Consider the following 23,374-nt stretch of genomic DNA (forward strand, 5'->3'; position numbering starts at 1 on the left):
GAAAATATTTTTTATATGCTTTGATTTAAAGTATCCTGTATTTGCTTGTTCAATTCAGATTTTTCCTGCTGAGATAATGGCTTATATACAAAATCGCCAAGATGGGTATTGCTCTTTTCTACGATAATCACCTCCGCATCTTGCTTCATTGCGATGTTATGCCACATATTTACAGGGATATTGTAGGTAATGCCTGGCTTCATATCAATGCACTGAAATACGAAACCCGTTATCTGTTCCTCCGCGGCAATAAGCACTGCTGTACCTCTCAGCAGAATAAACACTTCATCCGTTTGCTCGTGTTTATCCATTTTTTCAATACCAAAAATATCCTGGTCAGGCATGTAGTTCAATTGCGCCACCTGCCAGCTATCTTTTATAAAGAATGGGTTATAGCCTTCCCCCGGATGCGTATAAATCTCTATTAATGATGGATTCATCTGTTTTATAGTTAAGAGCGTGGATCATAAGGAATGGTACTTTCTTTATAGGCGCCATCGATATATATTTCCGTTGCTGTGAGGTATGCTGCCATATCGCTGGCAAGGAACGCACAGGTCCAGGCCACATCATCAACAACACCGAGCCTTCCCGACGGAATCCATTTATCGAATTTCTCCCTCCCAAATTTTTCAATTTCCGACCTATTCATTTCTGTTTCAATGGCGCCGGGAGAGACCGTCATTACACGGATATTGTTTTCGGCAAGCTCCAATGCCAGGCATTTGGTCATCATATTCATCCCTGCTTTAGAAGCACAATAATGCACTAATCCTTTCCTGGGCACCTTATCATGAATAGAGGAAATATTAATGATGACGCCACTATTCTGTTTCACCATTCTTTTTCCTGCCTCCTGGGCGCAAATAAAAGCGCCTTTCAGGTTTACATTAAAGATTAGATCCCACTCTTCTAAGCTCAGGTTAATGGCATGCCCGATGGTTTCGCAACCGGCATTATTTACCAATATGTCTATTGAGCCGAGGCTGTTATCCATGAATTCAAACATTTGTATAACCGCCTTCTGGTCAGCGATATCTGCCTGAAATATCAGTACCTTAACACCGTATTCCCGTTGAAGATCAGCCGCCAATATTTCCGCACTTTGTTTATTATCAAGATAATTAACAACTACATTAGCGCCGCAGGAAGCCATTGCCCGGCATATAGCTGCCCCAATCCCCTGGCCTCCACCGGTAACCAATACGTTTTTATTTTTCAGATCGATAGAATTTTTCATAGCATGTCGATTTAGACTTCTTTAATGGTCAACAACCTGGGATAGTCGGATAGTATTTCAAATCCATCTTTCGTAATCAATATATTGTCTTCAATCCTGACTCCACAGCCGATTTCTTCACCATAAATCCCGGGCTCAACAGTTAACAGCATCCCCTCTTTCAGCACTCCTGCTGATCCCGGCGAAAGCGACGGCCCAATATCGTGGTACCTGAAACCCACATGATGACCCAATGCATGATTAAAATAGGGGCCCAATCCGGCATCTTCGATATGTTGCCGTGCAGCAGCATCAATATCTGCCATCAATGCGCCAGGTTTCATCATAGCGATGGCTTTCTGTTGCGCCTCCAGTACTGTATTGAAAATCCTGTTTTGTTGTTCAGGTACTTCGCTTGTTTGACCGGTACGTGTAATATCGGCCCAATAGCCGTTTACGCAAATGGCCATTTCCAGCATGACCATTTCACCCGCCTGCAATTTTTTCCCGGTCGACCTGTTATACTTTCCGCCTGCGATCGCATTTCTGCCCGATAAAATCATTGGCCATGCTTTTGAAAAATATATCTCTTCGCTGCCGGTCATGCACTGCACTGCGTATTCAATCAAACCGGCCAATGCTGCTTCGGAAATACCAGGCCTTAAATTTTCATAAAACGTTTCGACTGCAATGGCGGCTACTTTATGTGTACAACGGAGACATTGCACGTCTGCTTCCGTTTTGTAGGCGTACAGATGAAGAAGGTCCTGTGTGGCATCTTTAAACCCACTTTCCGTCAAGGCAGAAAGCCTGTCGATCAGATCAGCAGGCAAAGGAGGCTGCTCCCCCGACATCATACAAGGCGCTGTTCCTCCAATACTTTTAATAAATGAAACCGGAAGATGCTGAACATTTTTTTTGGCCAGCATTGTTTTTATCCTATTGACTAAAATCCCCCAGGGATCTGCACAGTCCATTAGCCCCCAGGGATATTTTTCCACCTTAATGTCCTTTGGCAAAATATCATCCGGCTCCAGCTCAGGTACGAATAGTACCGGTGCCTCATCTTCCGTGTAAACCAAAAACGACAGCCCCCATAAAGGAAAATAGCCACAAGTGATCACCAGCTCATCCGGCCGCCAGAAAACCAGTGCGCCCAGGTTATGTTGCCGGATAATATTTTTAAGCATTTGCTCCCGCTGTAAATTCATAGCCTATTTACTTTTTCCAGAAATGTTCAATTGCCTCCAGTGATTTGCCCTTTGTTTCGGGTACAAGCTTCCGGACAAAATAAGCAGCTGGCAACATCACGAATGCATATAATAAAAAAACATATCCTATTCCAATCGTTTCACGCAAAATGGGATACGTCTGTGTTACAAATGTAGAACCCAGGAATAAAGAAAGTGTTGCTACCGACATAGCCCTCCCTCTTATTTTTGTAGGGTAAATTTCAGAGATCACCACCCATACGCCAGGCCCCAGTGTGGAGGCAAATACGGCTATATAGTAGATAAATGAACCCAGTAAAAAGTTGCCGGTAGTATTTCCTTTTATGAACGCGATGCCGATAAGGAACAATGCAAGGCCAAGACCGGCAAACCCCCAGATCAATACCGGCTTTCTTCCCCATTTATCAATTTTCCAGATGGCCACAAACGTAAATATCATATTAAAGAAACCTATAACAGTAGCGCTCCCCATAGCTGATCCTGCTTGTCCCCCCGCCTGTTCAAAAATTGCAGGAGCGTAATACATTACTGTAGTAATTCCGGAGAGTTGGCTTAAAAAAGGCAGGGATATTCCAATGATCAGGGCCAGGCGGATCCCCGGGGCAAGCAATTGTCTGAAGCTTCCCGACTCTTCAGAAATACTCATTTCAATGGCGCTTAATTCAGATACTGCCATTTCTTTGCCATTAACGCGTTCAAGCACCCTTTCTGCTTCCGCTATATGGCCTTCCTTCACCAGCCATCTCGGGCTTTCCGGTACAAAAAGCAGGAAGATAAAAAAGAATAATGCCGGGATCATATTGGAGCCAAGCATACCACGCCATACTTCAGCGACCAGGTAATAATGCAGGAGGCCTGTTGAGTTACCCGTTATGTGATGATCAGCATATTGCAAAAGAAAAGCGTTGGAGAGATAAGAACATAAAATACCCAGCGTGATGGCCAGTTGATAAAATGAAACCAGCCTGCCCCTTAGGGCAGCAGGCGATAATTCGGAGATAAACATGGGAGCAACCATTGCCGCAAAACCAACGCCTACGCCCCCGATAATCCGCGCTCCAACAAGAATGGACGGCGTTTGCGCGATGGCACACCCAATGGCTGATACTATAAATAAAATGGCAGATAACAATAGTATTTTTCTACGGCCATATTTATCGGATAAATAACCGGCAATGGCGGCCCCGATTACACAGCCCAGCAATGCAGAGCTCATGAGCCAGCCTTCCATGGCGGGAGATAAATGAAACTGTACCCTTAGAAAATTTATAGCTCCTGATATTACCGCCGTATCGAAGCCAAATAAAAAGCCGCCGAAACCGGCCGTAAAGCAAATTAATATCACGTAAGCATTTCCATGCAATTTCATATAGCCGCTTTAATCGTTATAAATATTGATTGGTCTACATAAGCCGGAGCGTTGCGCCTAATGCATCAAGTCCTATAGATTGACAAACACCAATCCTTTGCTGTAGGTTCGATTTTGCTATATCCCATTTTAAGATATCATCTGCAAGTCCCCACTGGTTCCGGAATTGCTGAATATACAATTTATCATTTTCAGCACTTGTATATTCAGGCTGAAACTGGTTACTGGAGGTATCACGGGTTTGCCATATGGCGTTTGCAGTTGCTTTAATATTATTCCTGAAATCAACTCCTGTAATACTTTTATCAAGTGTTCCCAGGTAGCGCATCATGATCCCACGGCCGGCGAGATAATCGCTGCCAAACTCGGGGCCCATATTTGCCAGAAGGGGCGCTTCACGAATGATATGATCCTTGTCGCTAACCAACGTGGTTTTTATGCCCTTGCTTATTAATGATATATAATGATGCACCTTTCCAGTAAAAACATTGATATCGAAGTGCGCTTCTTTTTTATGCGCCGATATCCATGTAGCAAGATTATTTTTAATTGCCAGTATATCGGAAAGTGCGGCCAGTAACATCCCCTGATCGCCCGTCCACACCCACCCTTTATGCCAGGTTGGATGCGTGATTTCCGTATAATCAGATCCCTCAAAAAAAGCTGTTGGCCGCTCCTGCACCAGTGCGCCACCAGAAGCTGTTTTTTTCAGGTATTCATATTTATTTAATTGAAACCAGCTGTCAAACCATGTCCATTGGTTGTAAGCCATGTCAAGGTATTTTTCATTGTCACTGATGTGCTCTGCCAACGTTAAACGATAAATGCGGGTAGACAGCAGGAAGAACAAAACGTTGGTGACGGTATTCTTTGCACCTTTATGATTACCCCTGGCATCTCCATTTGTAAAACCATGTGGAACCGGGTTGGCCGATGATAAAGCGTCATAGGCATGATCTTTTGCCTGCTTCCAGCAGAAATCGGTGGAGAGTTGCAGGTATTTATCTGCTAATTCCTTATTACCTGTACGCAATAAATGCCTTCTTGCATTAAGCCCCATCAGGCCCCACCAGCCAAAATCATCTGTCCACATGCCGCTGGGGTCAATACTTTTGAAATAGGCAAAATCTCTCTCCAGCATCGTACTTACCTTTTGCTGTATAGATTTTATGTCCTTATCATCCGCCCATCTTTGGTGCAGTGCATCTGCAAAATTCAGACACGCATCGAAGGTGTTACCTCTCCTCCAGAAATCATTAAAATCCCAAACCTCCTCAAACCTGTTAAAAGCCGCGATACATTTCGTTTTAAGCTCAGTGTCCTTATCGAAATCAATATTGGCAAAAGATTTCATCAAGGGAAATAACAGGACATACCCTCCCGCCGTTTTTACAAAATTCCTTCTTTTCATGGGCGATTTCAGTGTGAGGTCAAAACTAATTTCAATCGGATATTATTCCTACAAGTCTATAAATCGTTACTTAAACTATTTTAACCGATTCAAGATTAAATACATAAATATGATTAATGTAGATAAAAAGACCGGAGCGCCTATATCGGGGAAGTGAGAAGGCGCCCACATTTAGTAAAACTCTATTAATTATTATTAAAACTTTTTTAATCAAAAAACAATCCACCTAGTAATAAAATTAGTAAAATTCTTTTATAAATACTAACTTTAGGTATACAAAATGAATGGCGATGAAGGCAAATCTAATTGAAGTAGGAGCCCTGAACATGCAGGCTATTTTTGTAAAAAAAGTCAACAAGAGTAATTTCAACTCTCTTTTTCATTTTCATGAAGTATGCGAATTAAATTATATCGTTGAAGGTACCGGGAAAAGCATTGTTGGCGACTGCATCAGGAATTATTCCGCCGGAGACCTGGTTTTGCTGGGTCCTAATCTTCCTCATATCTGGTACGGAGACCCTTCTGAATGTGACTCAGGCGGCAGCCAGACAGGGAAGGCAATTGTTGTTTATTTCCCTGCAAACTATATGAAGATGTTGGGCCTTGAAGAGCCTTTTATACAGAAAGTGGAAAGCCTCATCGAAAAATCAAAAGCGGGCGTCAATTTCCCGTTAAAAACAAGACAAAAAGTAACTGCTTTATTAGACGAGATGGTGAATGCTGCCGGCATCACAAAAATAATCCTGTTCCTGGAAATAATGAATGTCCTGATAAACACAAAAAAGTATCAACAGCTATCTTCCCTTGCATTCAGGTTTTCGTTAAATGAAAAAGATACAGAAAGAATGAATAATGTTTACCGGTACACTTTGGAGAATTTTAGAGAACCTATTGATTTGCCCACCATTGCAAAAATAGCGAACATGACTCCGCCTGCTTTCTGCGGCTTTTTCAAGAAACGAACAGGGAAATCCTTTACCGGGTTTCTAAATGAATTGCGAATAGGGCATGCCTGTAAATTATTGGGCAATCTGGATTTTACCATAGCAGATATCTGCTATAACTCAGGATATCGGAACTTCACCCATTTTAATGATTTCTTTAAAAAAATAACCGCAAAAACGCCTTCTGAATATAGAAAGGAATTGATGTCTATTGAGCAAACAGTACAGGCTCTTACATAAAGAGCCTGTACTGATTAATCAATGGGTATGACCTTCTGCTGAATGTTTATCGTATCCGTATCGTTTCAATGGAATAGGGTGGTACCGTTAACATAATTCCAGCCGCTGCCTTTTTCATAGGCTGATCCTCTTCTTCGATAATATTCGTCCTGGTCACACCATTAATGGCGCCGAACCAATCGATCTTTGCATCCGTCTTCTTCCCCTGCATATCTACCAACCGCATGACGATGCTGTTTTCATCTTCTGATTTTTTGATCGTCGTAATAAGTACATTATCTGAATTAGTGCCGGCGAAGCTATAACTCAACGGAAGACCACTGCGCGCCTGTGGCACATCTATAACCAGGGCGCGTAAGGGCTGGTTTTGCTGCTTGCCGGTGTTTGCAGTGGTTTTCCAATCCCCCGGTGAAGAAGTCAGGCTAAACTCGAAGTGATGGTTGCCCGGCTGGAGATAATAATTACCTTCCCCATGACAGCTTTTCCGGCTGGCAAATAAAATAGGTTGCAATACTGTTTGCCTGTTATTGGCGTCGGAGGCATCCACCCAGTCGAATACGGCTACAGAACTACTAACCGTGACTGAAACACTGTCTTTGCTGGCGTTAAACCAATCCTGCACTTCCCGGGGATGCACCTTGCTGCAGGTGGCTGAATAATCTTGTACACCGTAGGAAAAGCCTGCTGCACCCTTTATCTCGTCTTTGCCAACTTCCACCACTCCCATGGGCACCTCATAAGCGACCCTGGAATCCGTTTGATTCAGCGGGAAAGCCATCCTGTATTCCCGGTAACGCTCACCAGAAAACCCAAGAATGTCTGCTTTGAAATCTACCTGTTTCAACGATTCATATAAAGTGACGGTTTCCCGGATCGTCGCAAACTGTGTCTGCTGCACCAACTCCCAGGTTTTCCGGACAGGTCCGAATTCTATACAATTCCATTTAGGCGCATATTGGCTTACTTTTTCAAACCCCTCCATGGTCACCGGTTGTACATCGGTGAATTCACCGGCACCATTGCCTACAGATTGTAACTGAAAGATCTCGCCTCCCAACAGCTTATCTGTCTTCAGCAGTTCAGTATGCAGTTCCTTATCAAAGATGCTTTTCACTCCTCCAGCGCCCAATTCGATCTTATAAAACTTATTTTCATACACGGGGGCCGTCGCCTCTGCTGTTACCGGGGAGGGTTGTGTAGGCGCTACGGGCACGCCTTTACTGAAGCCTGCCACATAAGGTTGCAGGGTATAGGTTTTATAACCCAGGGAAGGAACTTTCTCTGCCACAAAACAAAGGGTGATAGTCTCGTCGGAGCCGCCGGCCGGGCGACTTTCTATGCGCTGGCTGGGCACCTCTTTACCTGAAACGGCATCGACTACTTTATAGGACAATGTATCCTGCCCATATACTTTAACGCTGACTTCCACTTTATCCGTCCTTTCTTTGGATAAGGGATTGAATATAACCAGCGATCTGCCTTTTTTATCGAAACCAATCTGTTGGACGATATCCTCCAGGCTGCGTTGTAATACTTTATCGGAAATACTGTAAGCCTCTTCAAACTTTGTTCTGAATGTCAGATCCGTCATATCCCCATGCTTACCACCCCAGCCATGATCGGCGTAGATGGCTTTTTCCCAGGCAGTGGTCAGCTCCGATTGGGGATAATGGGTAAAATCTTTTCGGAGGGTGGCATCCACTGCCGAAAAGATCTCTGCGGCAACGAGCGTCCGGTTGGCTTTGCGTGATGCTGTCAATGCCCGCTCGTGCGTTGGACCGTGTATATACAGCCAAACGTTGGGTCGTTCACCTCTCAAAGTTTCGTAGGTAGCGCGGGGCGCATCCAGCTTTTTGAATACATCTGCTGCAATCGCATATTTAAGGGAAGGCAGGCCCTGCGTCCCGGCTTTTTGGTTCCAGCCCTGGAAGAGCGCGCGATAATCACTGGGCTTATTCCAGTCTGCATCGATGAGGATCGGCAGCGCCGGCCGGAATTTATTAGCCCCGTAGTAAACACTCCAGGCCTTGATATAATCCAGCACCATTCGTTCTCTCGCAGTATCACTTTTAGTTGCCCGGAAATTGTAACTCGATGCATCATAATGCCCGGGTGTGAACATCAGTACATTACTGCCATCGGGACTATACCAGCGATAAATACCTGCCTCATGCCGGGAGATATAAAGATATTTTATACCCGCCTTCGACAGGATCTGGGACATCTGTAATGCCTTACCTGGCACGTCTTCGTTCCAGTCGGTGAGAAAATCGCAGCCAGGCAGGATCTTCTTTAACCATTTTTTCCCCAGGTAAGTTTGGCGGATGAGGGCTTCTCCATCATACATCGATTCATAGGGCATATTATAGGTTGCTCCCCATTCCAACCTGCCTTCTTTGGTATATTTCAGGATGTCGTCATACCGGTCCGGATGACGGGCCAGGTATTCGCGCAGGCTCAAGGCGTCTTCCACGCTGAAACAATAATCAGGATTGCTTTTCATCAACGCCAGCGCAGGTGTGATCATATTTTCGTCCCTCCACACCTCGCAGGCGCCGATGGAATCCATCCAGGCGATGTCCTGGTGACTTGAATTGATAAAATTGACAGTGCCGTTTTTAAAATAAGCAGTGCTGGTATTTTTCGAGCCATGCGGCCGGTAATTGGTCTGTGCATACAGAAAGCCGCTGTGGCACGAAAAAACCAGCAACAGGAATAAAAAGTTTCTTTTGAAAAATGACATGAAAATGAATTTATAAAAAACTACCTATAGACTTAATACCCGGGATTATTCGGCGCCAACTTCGGGTTGACATCCATCTCCGACTGGGGAATAGGGAACAACAGGTGTTTAGTCTGTAAGGTCCGTGTTCCGCCACTACCGGGAAAGCTATATCCTACCATCGGTACAAACTGATCGTTCTTCGTATCATACACCATCCGTGTGCGCACCATATCGAACCAGGTTTGGTTCTCAAAACAAAGCTCATGATTACGTTCTCTCCAAACGGCTATCCTGAACTGGTCGTGTGTAAGCCCCGACAGCGGCGCGAGACCGGCACGGGTCCGGATAGCGTTCAGGTAGGTATAAGCATCTGTACCGGGTGTTCCGTCGGCCTCATTCTGAGCTTCAGCATACAGCAAATAAATATCGGAAAGCCGGATAATAGGAAAACATTTACTCGAAGGAAGCCCGCTTTGCTGGGCAGCGTCATCAAAATATTTGAAGATATGCTGTCCATTCAAGAACACCACATTCGCCCCTGTTGCAAAATTAGGATAATGGGAATAAAAGAACTGTTTCTCCTGTATCCTTTTATCTCCGGGTGCATATGACTTATAAAAGGTGGTATCCGGCAGTAGTGCGCCAATCTCTCCCTGCCCATTAGAAATATAGCTAAAACTGGGCAATGTAAAGGAGAACATAGGACTGGAAGCGATAGCGGAAGAAAACTGTGCCATGAAGATGTTTTCCATTCTGTTATCGTTGGCCGGATCGCGGAATTGATCATAGTTCTGGTACAGTGTATATTTATTGGATGTGATCACTTCCAGCGCCTTCTGTTTGGCCAATGCATATTTATCGGCTTGTTGCAGGGGATAGCCGGCCATCGTTTCATACACCTTGGCCAGCAATGATTTTACGGCGCCGGTGGATACCCTTCCGGTATTATCTACAAAGGGAAGACCGCTCTTTTCGGCTGCCAGCAAATCGGGAATGATCTCCTTTTCATAAATATCCTTGACCGTCGCTCTGCTCACCAGGAGGTTGTCTGCCGTAACGGTTGGCTCGGTAACAAGTGGTACATCCCCAAAAATCCTTGTCAGGTTGAAATAAAACCAGGCCCTTAAAAATTGTGCCTGACCAAGCAATTGCGCCTTTTGCGCATCGGGTACAATAGCCGAAGACATGAGCGGAATATTCTTTATTGCCAGGTTAGCGGCGTCGATGCCTTTATAGGAGCTTCGCCACCATTGCGTGAAATATAGGTCAGTCGGAGTCATGGTCAGGTTCAACAGGTTAGCATTGTTGTTTGACTGGTTGATCTCCGTTCTTGCCTGGCCCGTAGGCATTTCCAGCATGAACATGGCGTCTTCACTATAGAGCCCGATGCTGGCATAAAAATCCCGTGTGAAGGCATAGATACCGTTGACTGCATTCTGCGCCTGTACCAGGCTGGTATAATAGTTATCCGGCGTATAAAAGCTTTTAGGATCTTCCTGCAGGAACTTCTTACAGGAGAAGTTCATCGAGAGAGAGAGGAGCAATATGCCGTGAAATATCTTTATTCTTTTCATAAAAGAAAATGGATTTAATAATTAAAAACCAACGTTTACACCAAAATTGAAGGTCCGGGCCTTGGGCAAGGCATAAAATTCGATACCATAGGCAAAAGCCTGCGGATAGGTGGACACTTCCGGATCGTAACCGTTCTTATATTTCGTGATCAGGAAAGCATTCTGGACACCAGCATATAGACGTAGGCTGTGGAGATGAATGCCTTCTACCAGCCTGCTGGAAAAGTTATAACCCAGCGATATATTCTTCCCCCTGATGAAAGATCCATCGTCCAGGTAGTGATCGTCCTGTCGCAAAGATGGCCCATCAGAGTTGAGTCGTACTTTGGCGATATAAGTATTCTCATTCGCCGGCGTCCAGGCATTGAGCACAGTTGTATAGCTATTGGCCAGTGTTTGCCGGTCTTCCGAAGTAGCATAAGCAAGGTTCAATACTTTATTGCCCTGGCTCACCTGCAGGTCAATCAGCAGATCAAGGTTTTTGTAAGAGAATTTATTAATCAGCTCCATGGTGTAAGTCGGATAGGCATATCCAAGGATTGTCCGGTCTTTGCCGTCGATTTTACCATCACCATTGAGATCTTTTTCTTTCAGGTCGCCCGGCTTAGCATTATAGGTAGCTGCTTTCGCCGCTTCCGCAGCGCTCCATACCCCTTCTCTTACCAGGCCGAAGAAAGTGCCCACCTGTTGACCTACCCGCAGAATATTTGTCTGGTCAAGGAAGCCCGGGCCAGGGAATATGTCTTCATTATGTGTTCCAAGCGCCAGGATCTTGTTGCGGTTCACGGTAAAATTAATGGTCGTATTCCATTTGAAAGCGCCTGTCAGGTTATTGGTCATTAGTCCCACCTCGATCCCCCTGTTACGCACGGAACCGATGTTCTTCAGGATATTATCAAAACCGGAAGTCAATGGAACCGGAGCTGATAGCAGGAGATTCTTCGTTACCTTGTCGTATATGTCTGCCACAATGTTGATTCGGTTGCCGAATAAACCCATATCCACACCGAAATCAAACTGGTTGGTCTTCTCCCATTGGAGGTCCGGGTTGGGCATGGTACCCTGCACTTCACCGGTGGCTCTCGCGCCGTTGAAGATGGCGGTATTCGAAGTCAATGAGCTGATAGACTGGTACTGCCCTATCTCGGAATTACCGGTGCTGCCGTAACTAACCCTTAATTTAAGATCATTGATTACCCGGCTTCCCTTCAGGAAAGGCTCTTCTGAAGCGCGCCATGCAAAAGCCGCCGATGGGAAGAAGGCGTATTTGTGATTGGCACCGAACTTTGAAGAACCGTCATACCTGCCGGTGGCAGTAAAAAGGTACTTGTCTTTCAGCGAATAAATTGCCCTGCCGAAATAAGAATTGATCTGCCAGTCATAGGCACTCGACGTAGGCGGATTGGGGACGGTAGCGGCGCCCAGGTTATTCCACAGGTAAAAATCACCATCAAAGTTGGACGCTGATGCACTCACAATTTCGTAGCTGTTTTTTGCCCATTCGGCGCCTAATACGAGATTCAGGTTATTGTCGCGATTGAACGCTTTTTTGTAAGTAAAATAACTGGAACTCTGCCAGTATACAGCTTTATCTGCATTGACGCCTGCGCTGATCCTTTGATAAAGCCCCCGCTGAACGGCCGACCCGCTGGCAGCATTATCATTCTTATTCGTATTGATCTGACCGGAAAAGCTGGTCCGGAAATCAAGGTCGTGGGTCAGATGGATATTGAAGTAGGTATTGCCAAGCACCACTGTCCTATTGTTGATATTGTATTTTGTCCGTAAGATATTCACGGGATTGTCGGCGCCTTCAGAGGCGAGATGCATCCAGTTACCTCCCCAGGTGCCGTCAGGCATTTTTACAGGGATCATCGGCAGCGCTTCCAGTACTTCACGGGTGGCAGTAAGGCCACCGACCCCGTCGTCCTGTATTCTTTCCTGGAAATAGGTACCAGACAGGTTCAATCCTGTGCTCAACCAATTATTGACTTTGCCATCAACATTGATCCGCATTGAATATTTTTTGTTATAGGTTAAAAGTAACAGGGCTTCATCATCCTGGTAGCCATAATTCATACTGTACCGGAGGTCTTCATTCCCTCCCGTCACCGACAAATTGTGGTTTTGAGAGAAGGTAGGCTTATATACTTCCTTCTGCCAGTCCGTGTTATACTTGGGTGTCCCATCAGGATTATATAAGGCTGGTTCCAGCTTTGCAAAATCCGGGTAAGCCCTGCCTGGTACAAATGCATATGCAGCCTTTTCAATAGCCTGGTATTCGGTGGAGTTAAGCACTGGTATTTCACGGGGCAACACGTTATAGCCACCTACAAAGCTATAGTTCACCGTCGGTTTGGCATTGAATCCGTGTTTTGTTGTAATGATGATAACGCCGCCGGAACCCCTCGCCCCGTAGATGGAAGTAGAAGACGCATCTTTCAATACATCGATACTTGCGATATCATTAGGATTGATCGTTGTATAATCAACGCCAATGACGCCATCTACTACAAACAAAGGATTATTGGAGGCATTGATAGAGTTGAACCCCCGGATATTAATGCGGTAGTCGCCGGGCCTTCCGGAATTGGTGGTAATATTCAACCCCGGCACCTGGCCTGCGAGTGCGCCCAGCGCATTGGGAGACGGGCGCTCCCTGATCACGGCGGTGTTGACGGAAGCCACCGATCCGGTTACATCCACCTTCCGTTGTGTTCCATAACCGATCACCACAACGTCTCCCAGCGATTTGCTGCTAAGCTTCATTTGTACAGTAAGAACGGTTTGATCCCCAACGGGTATCTCCAGGGATTGATAGCCGATATAGCTCACGAGCAGCACGGCCTGTGGCTGGACATGAATTTTGAAAAATCCTTTGTCGTTGGTAGTAACGGCATTCCGGGTCCCTTTTGCAAGAATAGTTACTCCGACAAGAGGCGCCTTGTTTTCATCCAGTACAGTTCCGGATATTTCTTTTGGTTGAGTCTGACCATATACAGTCGTAAATGAAATGAGAATAGTTAGACAACAACAGAAAAGTAGTTGTTTAAATTGAATTACATGTAAGAGCCGATTCATAAAGGGAATTAATTTAGTTGTGTAACGCGGAAAGGATAAGAATATAACGTGATCCAAAAATAGATATAGGTTGTGGGTTCTTCTACAATCGGTTTAATGGATACTTAAAGTATATTACTGTCTTTACACTGTTATCTGCCGTTTTTTTGGAAATTGCACCTTAACTATATAAACCATTGTCTGCCAAATATTCTTTTTTGCAACTGGAAGCGCGGCATAAGCCGCCATCATCGAACCTTACCTCTCATTATTAATTTTATTTAATAATTTTAAATAAATTGAATCAATTACTGTTATTTTGCTTTTTCAATGTTCGCATAAGAACGTGTATACCAGGACAGTGATCACCATGCCTCACTTTTTTGAGAAGATGCCATGAAGATGATTAAAACAACCAAAATCTACTGTTGCATTCATTCAGGGTACTGTATTATTATGCTGATGAAATGAATCGCAGGAAATATTAAATAAGCTCGAAGTGTCGCCAGAATCTTTACATACGGATGAAACTGCGCTCCTGCAACGTATAGCGGAAGGTGACGAGCAGGCTTTTTCCGCCTTATTTGTTACGTGGGCCACCCCGCTCGCGGCTATCGCCATGAAGATATTGAAGAACGAATATGCCCGGCAGGAAGTCGTGCAGGAAGTATTTATTAAAGTATGGCTTCATCGCGATAAGCTGGACAAAGTAACGCACCTGGGCGCCTGGCTTAGGAAAATCACTATCAACCAGAGCCTGCTGGCCCTGCAGCGGCACGCAGCAAATGATAAACGGCTGGAGGCGCTCCAAATAACATTGAATCCCGTTGATAACACCAGCACCCTGGAGCTGAAGGAAATCCACCGGCTGGTACATGAAGCCATTGAATCACTTCCTCCACAAAGGAAAACCATCTACCACCTGAATCGCGTGGAAGGAAAGACCACCCGGGAGATTGCAGAAAACCTGCAATTGTCCCATGGCTATGTACGCAATGCGCTCAGCGCGGCCCTGGCTCTCATCAGGGAGCGGCTCACCTCTTCCGGGTTCCTGATGCTGATGCTCTTACTGCACCGCTAAAAAAAAATTTTTTGTCCGATGATGACAAAACGTGCTTTACCCTGATCTTATATTATGAACACCATGAAAAATACCCGATTACATATACTGGCACAGGATTTCCTGGACAACAAGCTGGATACAGCTGGTCAGCAGGAATTTTATGCCCTGCTGGGTGATCCTGATCAACGGGAAGCCCTGACGGAAATATTCATGGAGCTGACCGGGGCGCCTGATATGGACCTCGAATTTGACCTATCCCTGCAACCCTTGCTGGACAAGGCGAAATCGGTAGACCTACCCCGTCACACACCAGTCAGACGTATGCACTACTGGCGCTGGGCGGCGGCTGCTGTAGCGCTGCTGCTGCTGGCAGGCAGTATCTACCGGGTAACGGAGCAGCATAAACGCACCCCACCAACGGTTGTTGCACACAATGGTGCGGTTGCGCCAGGAAAACAAGGCGCCGTACTCATGCTGGCAGACGGTTCCACCGTACTGCTGGATAGTATGAAGAACGGCGTGGTAGCCAGCCAGGCAGGGACCAATGTAGTACTCAACAACGGGCAGGTAGTATATGATGCTAAAACAACCAGCGCTGCTGCCACAGCATATAATACTATTTCGACACCAAGAGGCCGGCAGTTCAGCGTGGTGCTCCCCGATGGCACCAGGGTTTGGCTGAATGCCGCATCATCTTTACGATACCCGGTTGCTTTTTCGGGTAATACCCGCGAGGTAAGGATTACGGGAGAAGTATATTTCGAAGTGGCTGCAGACGCCGCCAAACCATTCTCCGTACACTTCAATGAAAAAGGTGTGGTGGAAGTGCTGGGCACTGCCTTTAACATCAACGCCTATACGGATGAACCAACGATAAAAACTACCCTGTTACAAGGCAGCATCCGGGTGAATAAACAACAGGTGCTTCAACCGGGAGAACAGGCAAATATTGATAACAATGGTAGCATCACGGTAGACAACAACGCGGAAACAGAAAATGCAATAGCATGGAAGAAAGGGCTGTTCGTGATGAGCAGTACAGATCTGCCGGCATTGTTCCGCCAGATATCAAGATGGTATGACATAGAAGTAGACATGAAGGGACAACTGCCTAAACGCTCCTTCGGCGGGACTATCGACAGGGACGTAAATCTCTCTGATATTATTGAGGCGCTAAATATATATGGCGTGAATTGTAAACTGGAAAATGGTAAACTGATCGTACAACCATAAAGACATTAGCCTGGAAAGCAAAAAACCGCCCCGTCTGACTCACGGAGCGGCTATTAAGGTCGGGCTAATAAACTAAATACAGGTTCTGTTTTATTTATCAACCAAAAACCACCCAAATGTATGCAATTAATTGCGTTTTTGGTCCGGCATTTCTATGCCCTTGCCGGACTATTGATGAAACTGCAAAAGCGCGCGAAAGCCGCTGCTATTCTTCTCTTGATCGTATATCTCCAGACCGGTACAGCCGCTGCACAAAAGATTAATCTCCACCTGAAACAGGCTTCCCTGAAAGAGATATTCGGGAAGCTGGAAGCACAAACAGGTTTGTCATTTATGTGGGATGAACATGTGCTGAAAATGGCCTCCCCACAGGACATACAGGTAACCAATGCCACGCTGCCGGAAACTATGGACATCGTGTTGAACAACCAACCACTCACCTACCGTATCGTCAACAAAATGGTGGTGATCAATGAAAAAACATTCACGCCCGTCAGAACAATTTTCCAGGAGATATCCGGCTACGTGCGTGATGAAGCAGGTGTGGCCATTCCTTTTGCCACCATACGCGTAAAAGGCGCTAACACCGGCGCGGTATCCTCGCCAGATGGAAGATTCAGATTAGCCGTCCAGGTATTCCCCGTCATGTTACAGGTAAGCTGCCAGGGATATGCGCCCAGGGAAATAAAAGTGGCAGGTGCCGGCACCCTGAATATCATGTTGGGCAAATCGCAACAACAGATTAATGAAGTAGTGGTGACCACTGGTATCTTTAACCGGAAAAAAGAAAGCTTTACCGGCGCTGTAACGACTGTTACCGCAGAGCAACTGGCTGCATTCGGCAACCGCAACCTGATCACTTCCCTGCGCAACATCGACCCTTCTTTTAATATTGTGGAGAGCAATACGTTTGGCTCCAATCCCAACAGGTTGCCGGAAATCCAGATCCGCGGCAATTCCAGCCTGCCTAATGTAAATGAACTGCAGGATGAAACACGCGTAGGTATGAATACACCGCTGGTGATCCTGGATGGATTTGAATCTTCGCTGCAAAAGCTGCTGGACATTAATCAGAACGAAGTAGCGTCCATCACCATGCTGAAGGATGCATCCGCCACCGCCATTTATGGTTCCCGCGGTGCTAATGGCGTAATCGTGATCACCACCAGGGCGCCACAACCAGGCAGGCTGCGGCTGTCGTACCGCGGCGATGTTAATATCGAAATGCCGGACCTCACCGCCTATCACGTACTCAACGCACGCGACAAACTGGAGCTGGAAAACAAAGTGGGACTATATGACAATGCCCGCGCGGAAAATGATGTACCACTCAAACAATATTACAACTACCTGATGAGTGAAGTGAACCGGGGCGTGGAAACAGATTGGCTGTCCAAGCCCGTCCGCACTGGCATCGGCCAACGCCATAACGTGCGAATGGAAGGTGGCGACAATGCATTCCGTTATTCTATTTCAGCCCAGGTAAATGATATACAGGGTGTCATGAAAGGCTCTTCCCGCCGCACGTTCAACGGTACCATCAATCTCAGTTATTACTACAAGAACATCCGTTTCACGAACAACCTGATGATCGGGTTGGGCGAAAGCGCAGAATCTCCCTACGGATCATTTTCCGATTATGTGAAGATGAACCCTTACTGGGCACCCTATGATGAAAATGGCCGTGTAATAAAGCTGCTGGGCAACCCTGGCTCCAATATTTACACGAACCGCTGGAATACTCTGCCCACTAACCCGCTGTATGATGCTACCCTGAATACTTTTCAGAAATATAAAACGACAGACATCACCAACAATCTTTCCGTAGAGTGGCGTATACAGCCTGATCTCCTCTTCCGGGCAAGACTGGGCCTTACCAAAATGAACTCCGATTCGGACTATTTCCGGCCGGCAGACCATACGGCATTTGCCACTACGGAAGACATTCTCCGCAGGGGGTCTTATCAATATGGGGTGAACAAAGGCTTTCGTTATGATGCGAGCGCCAACCTCAGCTATACCCGTCAATTTGGCGCCCATGCTATATTTGCGGGGTTAGACTATAACATCCGCGAGTCTAAAACCTCTGGCTACAGCTTCGTTGCGGAAGGCTTTACCAATCCTAAATTCGACTTCATTTCCATGGCGCTGCAATATGCGCAAGGTGGTAAACCGGGTGGTGCGGAAAGCCTTACCCGCTCCGTGGGCCTTACCGGAAGCGTGAACTATACCTATGATGAACGGTATTTCATGGACCTCTCCCTTCGCTCAGATGGCGCGTCCCAGTTTGGAAAGCTCAATCGCTTTGCACCTTTCTGGTCTGCCGGCCTCGGCTGGAACCTGCATAAGGAAGCCATGTTCAAACAGTTGACATTCATCAATAGGTTGAAATTACGTGGCTCCCTGGGCGTTACCGGTTCGCAGAACTTCAACGCCTACCAGGCTTTGTCGACCTACGGGTATTATACAGACGACCGTTATTACAGCTGGACAGGCGCCTACCTCCTGGGCCTCGGCAATGAGTCGCTGAAATGGCAACAGAAAATGAACTATGACGTAGGTTTGGAAGCCGACCTTTTCAACCGCCGCCTGAGCCTTGTTGCCGACTATTACATTGAGACTACCAACGGTCTTATATCATCTGTAGACCTTCCTGCCTCCAACGGCTTTGCCAACTATATCGAAAACATCGGTAAGCTGGAAAACCGCGGCATCGAGATAAAAGCCACCGCCTTTCTCGTACGCAACCTGCGGCAAGGGATCACCTGGAGTGTCAGCGGCGCATTGGTGCATAATAAGAACAAGATCCTGATGATTTCCGATGCGCTGAAAGCAGCACAGAAAAGCAGTGAGAATGCTACCGGCGCCGTACCTGGCATGCTTTACAAAGAAGGATATTCTACCAACACCATCTGGGTAGTGCCTTCACTGGGTATAGATCCCAGCACCGGCAAGGAGTTGTACTTAAACAGGAACGGGGAGCCTACCTATATCTGGAACTCGCTGGACCTGCGCGCCAGCGGTATCAGCGAACCTGCGTACTTCGGCAACTTCAGCACCTTGTTGCGGTATAAGAATCTCTCCATGAACCTGTCCTTCGGTTACCGCTTTGGCGGCCAGCTGTATAATCAAACACTGATCAACAAAGTGGAGAATGCAGACTACCGTTACAATGTGGATGCCCGCGTATACGACAACCGCTGGCAAAAGCCGGGCGACAATGCCGCTTTCAAAGGCTTGCTGGTAACAGCATCTACCAACAGGACTTCCCGCTTTGTGCAGGATGAAAAGACACTCACTATGCAGAATGCCAACTTCCAGTATGATGTAAAAAGCTCCTTCGCGAAAAAATTAAAAATGCAGGCGCTGTCTTTCTCCGCCAACATGGCCGATCTCTTTTACCTGTCTACCGTACGCCGGGAAAGAGGTACTACCTATCCTTTTTCCAGGCAGCTGTCGCTTACTGTAAACGCTTTATTCTAACCAGAAAATTAGTGTTCCATGACACCGATGAAATATATCATCACAGGGCTGCTGGGAATGGCCATCTGCACTACCTCCTGCAAAAAATGGCTCACCGTTCAGCCTAAAACCCAGATGCCATCCGACGTACTTTTCACCACGGAAAGCGGCTTCCAGGATGCGCTTACCGGGGTGTACATCCAGATGAAGTCTGCAAACGCCTATGGCCAGGATATGACCTTTGGTACCATAGAAAGGTTGACTTCTTCCTGGGATGTAACCACCAATACCACCGAGCAACGCCTCGGGCTGTTCAATTATGCCGATGATGGCGTGCAACGCGCGCTGTCGGCCATGTATGCACAGGAATACAAGATCATTGCCAGCATCAACGCTATTCTCGCAGAGGTGGATGTCCGCAAAGACGTGTTTCTTTCCACAGGTTCCTATGGCATGATGAAAGGCGAGTGCCTGGCGCTCCGTGCCTATTGCCACCTGGACCTGCTGCGGCTTTTTGGTCCCGTACCAGGCAATATACAGACCGGCACCGTGTTGCCCTATGTGAAAAAGATCTCCCGGGAACCAAACCAACACCTGGCCTACGATCAGTATAAAACGGAGCTGCTGAACGATCTTACCGAGGCAGCCGTTTTGCTGAAAGACGTAGATCCTTTCACCCGGTATTCACAAGCAGACCTCTCCAATCCCGGCAGCGTGAGCTCTCCTTTCAAGCCGGAGAATACTTACTCCGCTTTCCGCTTCCTTCGCATGAACTACTATGCGGTGAAAGCACTGCAGGCCCGCGCCTATCTCTGGTTCCAGGACAACAGGTCCGCTTATACCTGCGCCAAAGAAGTGATCGATGCGAAGAACCCTGACGGCAGTACGAAATTCCGCCTTGGAGTGCTAAGCGATATGTCTGGCGGTAATTTCAATCTCTCTATGGAACATATCTTCGGGCTCTATGATTTCCAGCTGGCCAAAAAATACGAGCAACAGTTTACCTCCGGTACGCTGAAAAAAGGCAGTGGCATAACTACCGTCAACAACCAGTTATACGGCAATACGGGCACGGATATACGGGAAACTAACCTCTGGACGCTGATCACGCTGGCTAATGGTTCCAAATGTAACATCCTGAAAAAATATATGGGGGCTACCACCACTACTGCCATCGCTCCTTTCCAGATACCTATGCTGCGTGTCAGCGAAATGTACCTGGTAGCCGCGGAAACGGCTCCGACAGGCGAAGGGCAGCCTTACTGGGAAGCTTTCCGTAACGCCCGCAATGTGGCCGTTACCACGCTACCCGCCGACCCCGCCCAGGTACAACTGGAACTGGTGAAGGAATACAGGAAAGAATTATTTGCAGAAGGACAGGCATTTTTTGCGTATAAACGCATCAACGCACCCAAGGCCAGCTTCCTATGGGCGCCTGCTGCGGCCACCATCAATTACCTGGTACCATTACCACTAAACGAATTTGTTCAATAACACAAGCGCAAAGAATGAAACAGATACTCACTGTAGCCATGCTGACCGCTTTACTGGCTGCCTGCAAAAAAGATCAGTATTATCTCTACAACGATATTGCCCGGCTTCAGTTTGGCCCTACGCCCGACCGGATCTATACGGCCTCCTTCGAAATGGCCGATACCGTAAAGCCGTTCACTTTTTATTACGAACCGGCTACGACCACGCAAGACACCGTGTTCTTCGATATCTATGCCATCGGTGGGATAAGTAGCAACGACCGCCCTTTTACCCTTGAACAGGTAAATCTCCCGGGAGAAGCCAACGCAATACCTGGCACTCATTACAAGGCTTTTTCCGACGCCTCCCTGAAAGATGCGTATGTGATCAAAGCGGGACAGGTACATGCCACTATACCGGTGATCGTGCTTCGCGATGCCTCGCTGAAAAAAGGAACCGTAAAGCTGCAGATACAGGTGAAGGCGAATGAACAATTCCAGCCAGGGGAAATTAAAAAATTGTGGAGAAGGGTAGAATTTACGGACATGCTTAGTCAGCCGGCCGCCTGGAATGCTTCTGCCGTGCAATACTATTGGGGCAAATACAGCCAGGTGAAACACTCGTTCATGATCAACCAAACGGGCGAAAAGTGGGACCAGGATTTCCTGACTTTCGTGAACACCGATTATGCGCTGCTCTCCTTCTGGCGACTGAAGCTAAAAACGTTGCTCACAGACTACAATAACGCTCATCCCGGCGCGCCGCTTACCGATGAGATGGGTGAAACAATCGTATTCCCTTAATCTTCAAAACAGCCTTTCATGAAATTGACCTATCAAATCCTGGTCGCCTGCAGCGTACTGCTAACGGCCTCCTGTTACAAGGACCAGGGTAATTATAATTATAAATCACCGGAAGACATCACCATCAGCGGCGTGGAAGCGGCTTATGATAAGGTGTCGCTGGTAGACAAGATTACCATCGATCCGAAAGTCAGCTCTACAGATCCTGAGGCGCAATTCTCCTACTGGTGGGGAATATATGAAACCAATGTGCAGGGCTCAGCGCCTAAAGTAGATACGATCGGCCACACTAAAACGCTGGATTACCTGGTAACACAACCGGCTAAAGGCTGGGTGCTGGTGTTCGGCGCAAAGAACGAACATACAGGATTCAGCAGGATAGTAACCGCCAACGTTAATGTGGTTACCCAGTTCACCCGGGGCTGGTATATCATGAAGAGCGATGGTGGTAAAACCGATGTAGACCTCTTCCTGACGCCCACAGGTATTGCTCCCCCATCCAGGATGGAAAATGTATTCTCGCTGGTAAACGGGAAAAAACTCGACGGCGACGCCAGCCTTTTCGGATTCTATACAAACTATAAATCCAATGTAACCGGCGCCTATGCCAACACCAGGGCGTTGTTCATCTTGTCGGACAAAGATGCCAGTGTTGTCAACGTCAATACTTTTAAAGAGATACATGGGCTCAATGATCTTTTCTATGAAACACCTTCCGTGAAAAGGCCTGGTAGTATCAGCGAAAGTTCACAGGCCAACTATTTTGTAAACGACGGGCACCTGCATAGTATTTATTCCATGTCGGCCAACATTGGCCTGTTTGGCGGCAAACAGCTGCGCGATGATAACAACAGTCCGTATAGTCTTTCAAAATATTTCATGGCATATCCCTTCGAAAACCCTTTCTTTTTCGATGAAACCACCAGCTCTTTTGTTTCCGCTACCGGTACAGGGTCCGTACTTTCGGCTACAACAGACGCGCCTGGAACAGAAATGCCTGCCAACAGGATGAACAAAGACCTGCTGTTCATGGGTGTAAAATCCACCAGTCCATACGTAGGTATCGCCCTGTTCAGGGATAAAACAGCTCCTGCCCTGAAGATAGTTTCCACCATCACCCCCTCCAACTATGCGTTGAAGATCGTGAATGATACCCTGGCGCCAACAGACAAGCTGAATCAGGCAGAACGTTTCGGGCTGATCGTGGCAGATGAAAACATCCTGTATTTTTCTGTCGGGCAGGAAGTATGGTCCTGGAACCTGAGCAATGGCGCTGAGCAGCTGCAATTCACCGTACCGGCAGGAGAGAAAATAACGTGTATCCGTCATCGTAAATACGCCGGCTCCACTAACGCTGAACAGCCTTTCTATCACAACTATATGCTGATAGGCACTACCAGTGGCGGCAACTATAAAGTGTACGCATTTCGGAAAACCTCCGGCAACCTCGCCAACACCCCCGACTTCACTATGGAAGGTAAGGGAAGCGTGGGAGATGTGATCTACATTGCGCCGCCGGTTAACAATTATACATATCCAAACAGCTATTAAACAACCTGACTACAA

The 23,374-nt window shown here is 46.8% G+C and carries 15 protein-coding genes; 7 read left to right on the forward strand and 8 right to left on the reverse strand.

Going from position 1 to position 23,374, the window contains the following annotated elements:
• Positions 1–11 precede the first annotated feature (11 nt).
• Genes HGH91_RS20950 through HGH91_RS20970 form a run of 5 tightly spaced genes read right to left on the reverse strand, consistent with a single transcriptional unit; the run spans position 12 to position 5,231 of the window.
• Complete coding sequence (locus HGH91_RS20950; RefSeq protein WP_168740762.1) at positions 12–440, reverse strand: cupin domain-containing protein; 429 nt, start codon at positions 438–440, stop codon at positions 12–14.
• Positions 441–451: 11 nt separating this feature from the next.
• Entirely contained in the window at positions 452–1,240 is a 789-nt protein-coding gene (locus HGH91_RS20955) for an SDR family NAD(P)-dependent oxidoreductase (RefSeq protein ID WP_168740763.1), read from the reverse strand.
• Between the two features lie 11 nt (positions 1,241–1,251).
• Entirely contained in the window at positions 1,252–2,430 is a 1,179-nt protein-coding gene (locus HGH91_RS20960; protein WP_168740764.1) for a M24 family metallopeptidase, read from the reverse strand.
• 7 nt (positions 2,431–2,437) lie between these two features.
• Positions 2,438–3,820 carry a sugar porter family MFS transporter gene (locus HGH91_RS20965; RefSeq protein ID WP_168740765.1) on the reverse strand — a complete coding sequence of 461 codons (1,383 nt, stop codon included), beginning with the start codon at positions 3,818–3,820 and terminating at the stop codon, positions 2,438–2,440.
• Positions 3,821–3,854: 34 nt separating this feature from the next.
• Positions 3,855–5,231, reverse strand: coding sequence for a glycoside hydrolase family 76 protein (locus HGH91_RS20970; RefSeq protein ID WP_168740766.1), 1,377 nt, complete (start codon positions 5,229–5,231; stop codon positions 3,855–3,857).
• Positions 5,232–5,521: 290 nt separating this feature from the next.
• Between HGH91_RS20970 and HGH91_RS20975 the strand changes: the two genes are divergently transcribed.
• Positions 5,522–6,415, forward strand: coding sequence for an AraC family transcriptional regulator (locus HGH91_RS20975; protein WP_168740767.1), 894 nt, complete (start codon positions 5,522–5,524; stop codon positions 6,413–6,415).
• Positions 6,416–6,461: 46 nt separating this feature from the next.
• Here HGH91_RS20975 and HGH91_RS20980 read toward each other — a convergent pair whose 3' ends face one another.
• Genes HGH91_RS20980 through HGH91_RS20990 form a run of 3 tightly spaced genes read right to left on the reverse strand, consistent with a single transcriptional unit; the run spans position 6,462 to position 13,795 of the window.
• Positions 6,462–9,158, reverse strand: a complete 2,697-nt coding sequence (locus HGH91_RS20980; RefSeq protein ID WP_168740768.1) for a glycosyl hydrolase-related protein — start codon at positions 9,156–9,158, stop codon at positions 6,462–6,464.
• A 32-nt stretch (positions 9,159–9,190) separates the two neighbouring features.
• Entirely contained in the window at positions 9,191–10,714 is a 1,524-nt protein-coding gene (locus HGH91_RS20985; RefSeq protein ID WP_168740769.1) for a RagB/SusD family nutrient uptake outer membrane protein, read from the reverse strand.
• 21 nt (positions 10,715–10,735) lie between these two features.
• Positions 10,736–13,795, reverse strand: a complete 3,060-nt coding sequence (locus HGH91_RS20990; protein WP_168740770.1) for a SusC/RagA family TonB-linked outer membrane protein — start codon at positions 13,793–13,795, stop codon at positions 10,736–10,738.
• A gap of 478 nt (positions 13,796–14,273) precedes the next feature.
• On the opposite strand from HGH91_RS20990, the gene HGH91_RS20995 reads away from it, so the two are divergent.
• The 6 genes from HGH91_RS20995 to HGH91_RS21020 all read left to right on the forward strand — a co-directional run bounded on the left by HGH91_RS20995 (position 14,274) and on the right by HGH91_RS21020 (position 23,359).
• A complete protein-coding gene (locus HGH91_RS20995; protein WP_168740771.1) occupies positions 14,274–14,855 on the forward strand; it encodes an RNA polymerase sigma factor in 582 nt (193 codons plus the stop codon).
• Positions 14,856–14,918: 63 nt separating this feature from the next.
• Entirely contained in the window at positions 14,919–16,070 is a 1,152-nt protein-coding gene (locus HGH91_RS21000) for a FecR family protein (protein WP_168740772.1), read from the forward strand.
• A 120-nt stretch (positions 16,071–16,190) separates the two neighbouring features.
• The gene (locus HGH91_RS21005) at positions 16,191–19,553 is read left to right on the forward strand and encodes a SusC/RagA family TonB-linked outer membrane protein (protein ID WP_211092379.1); all 3,363 of its coding nucleotides are present in this window, start codon (positions 16,191–16,193) and stop codon (positions 19,551–19,553) included.
• Between the two features lie 18 nt (positions 19,554–19,571).
• The gene (locus HGH91_RS21010) at positions 19,572–21,026 is read left to right on the forward strand and encodes a RagB/SusD family nutrient uptake outer membrane protein (RefSeq protein WP_168740773.1); all 1,455 of its coding nucleotides are present in this window, start codon (positions 19,572–19,574) and stop codon (positions 21,024–21,026) included.
• 14 nt (positions 21,027–21,040) lie between these two features.
• Positions 21,041–21,808: a DUF4843 domain-containing protein gene (locus HGH91_RS21015; RefSeq protein ID WP_168740774.1), complete on the forward strand. Its 768-nt coding sequence runs from the start codon at positions 21,041–21,043 to the stop codon at positions 21,806–21,808.
• A gap of 18 nt (positions 21,809–21,826) precedes the next feature.
• Positions 21,827–23,359, forward strand: coding sequence for a PKD-like family lipoprotein (locus tag HGH91_RS21020; RefSeq protein WP_168740775.1), 1,533 nt, complete (start codon positions 21,827–21,829; stop codon positions 23,357–23,359).
• The last annotated feature ends 15 nt before the right edge of the window (positions 23,360–23,374 follow it).

It is taken from the genome of Chitinophaga eiseniae, from assembly GCF_012641265.1.
GTDB classification, from domain to species: Bacteria; Bacteroidota; Bacteroidia; order Chitinophagales; family Chitinophagaceae; genus Chitinophaga; species Chitinophaga eiseniae_A.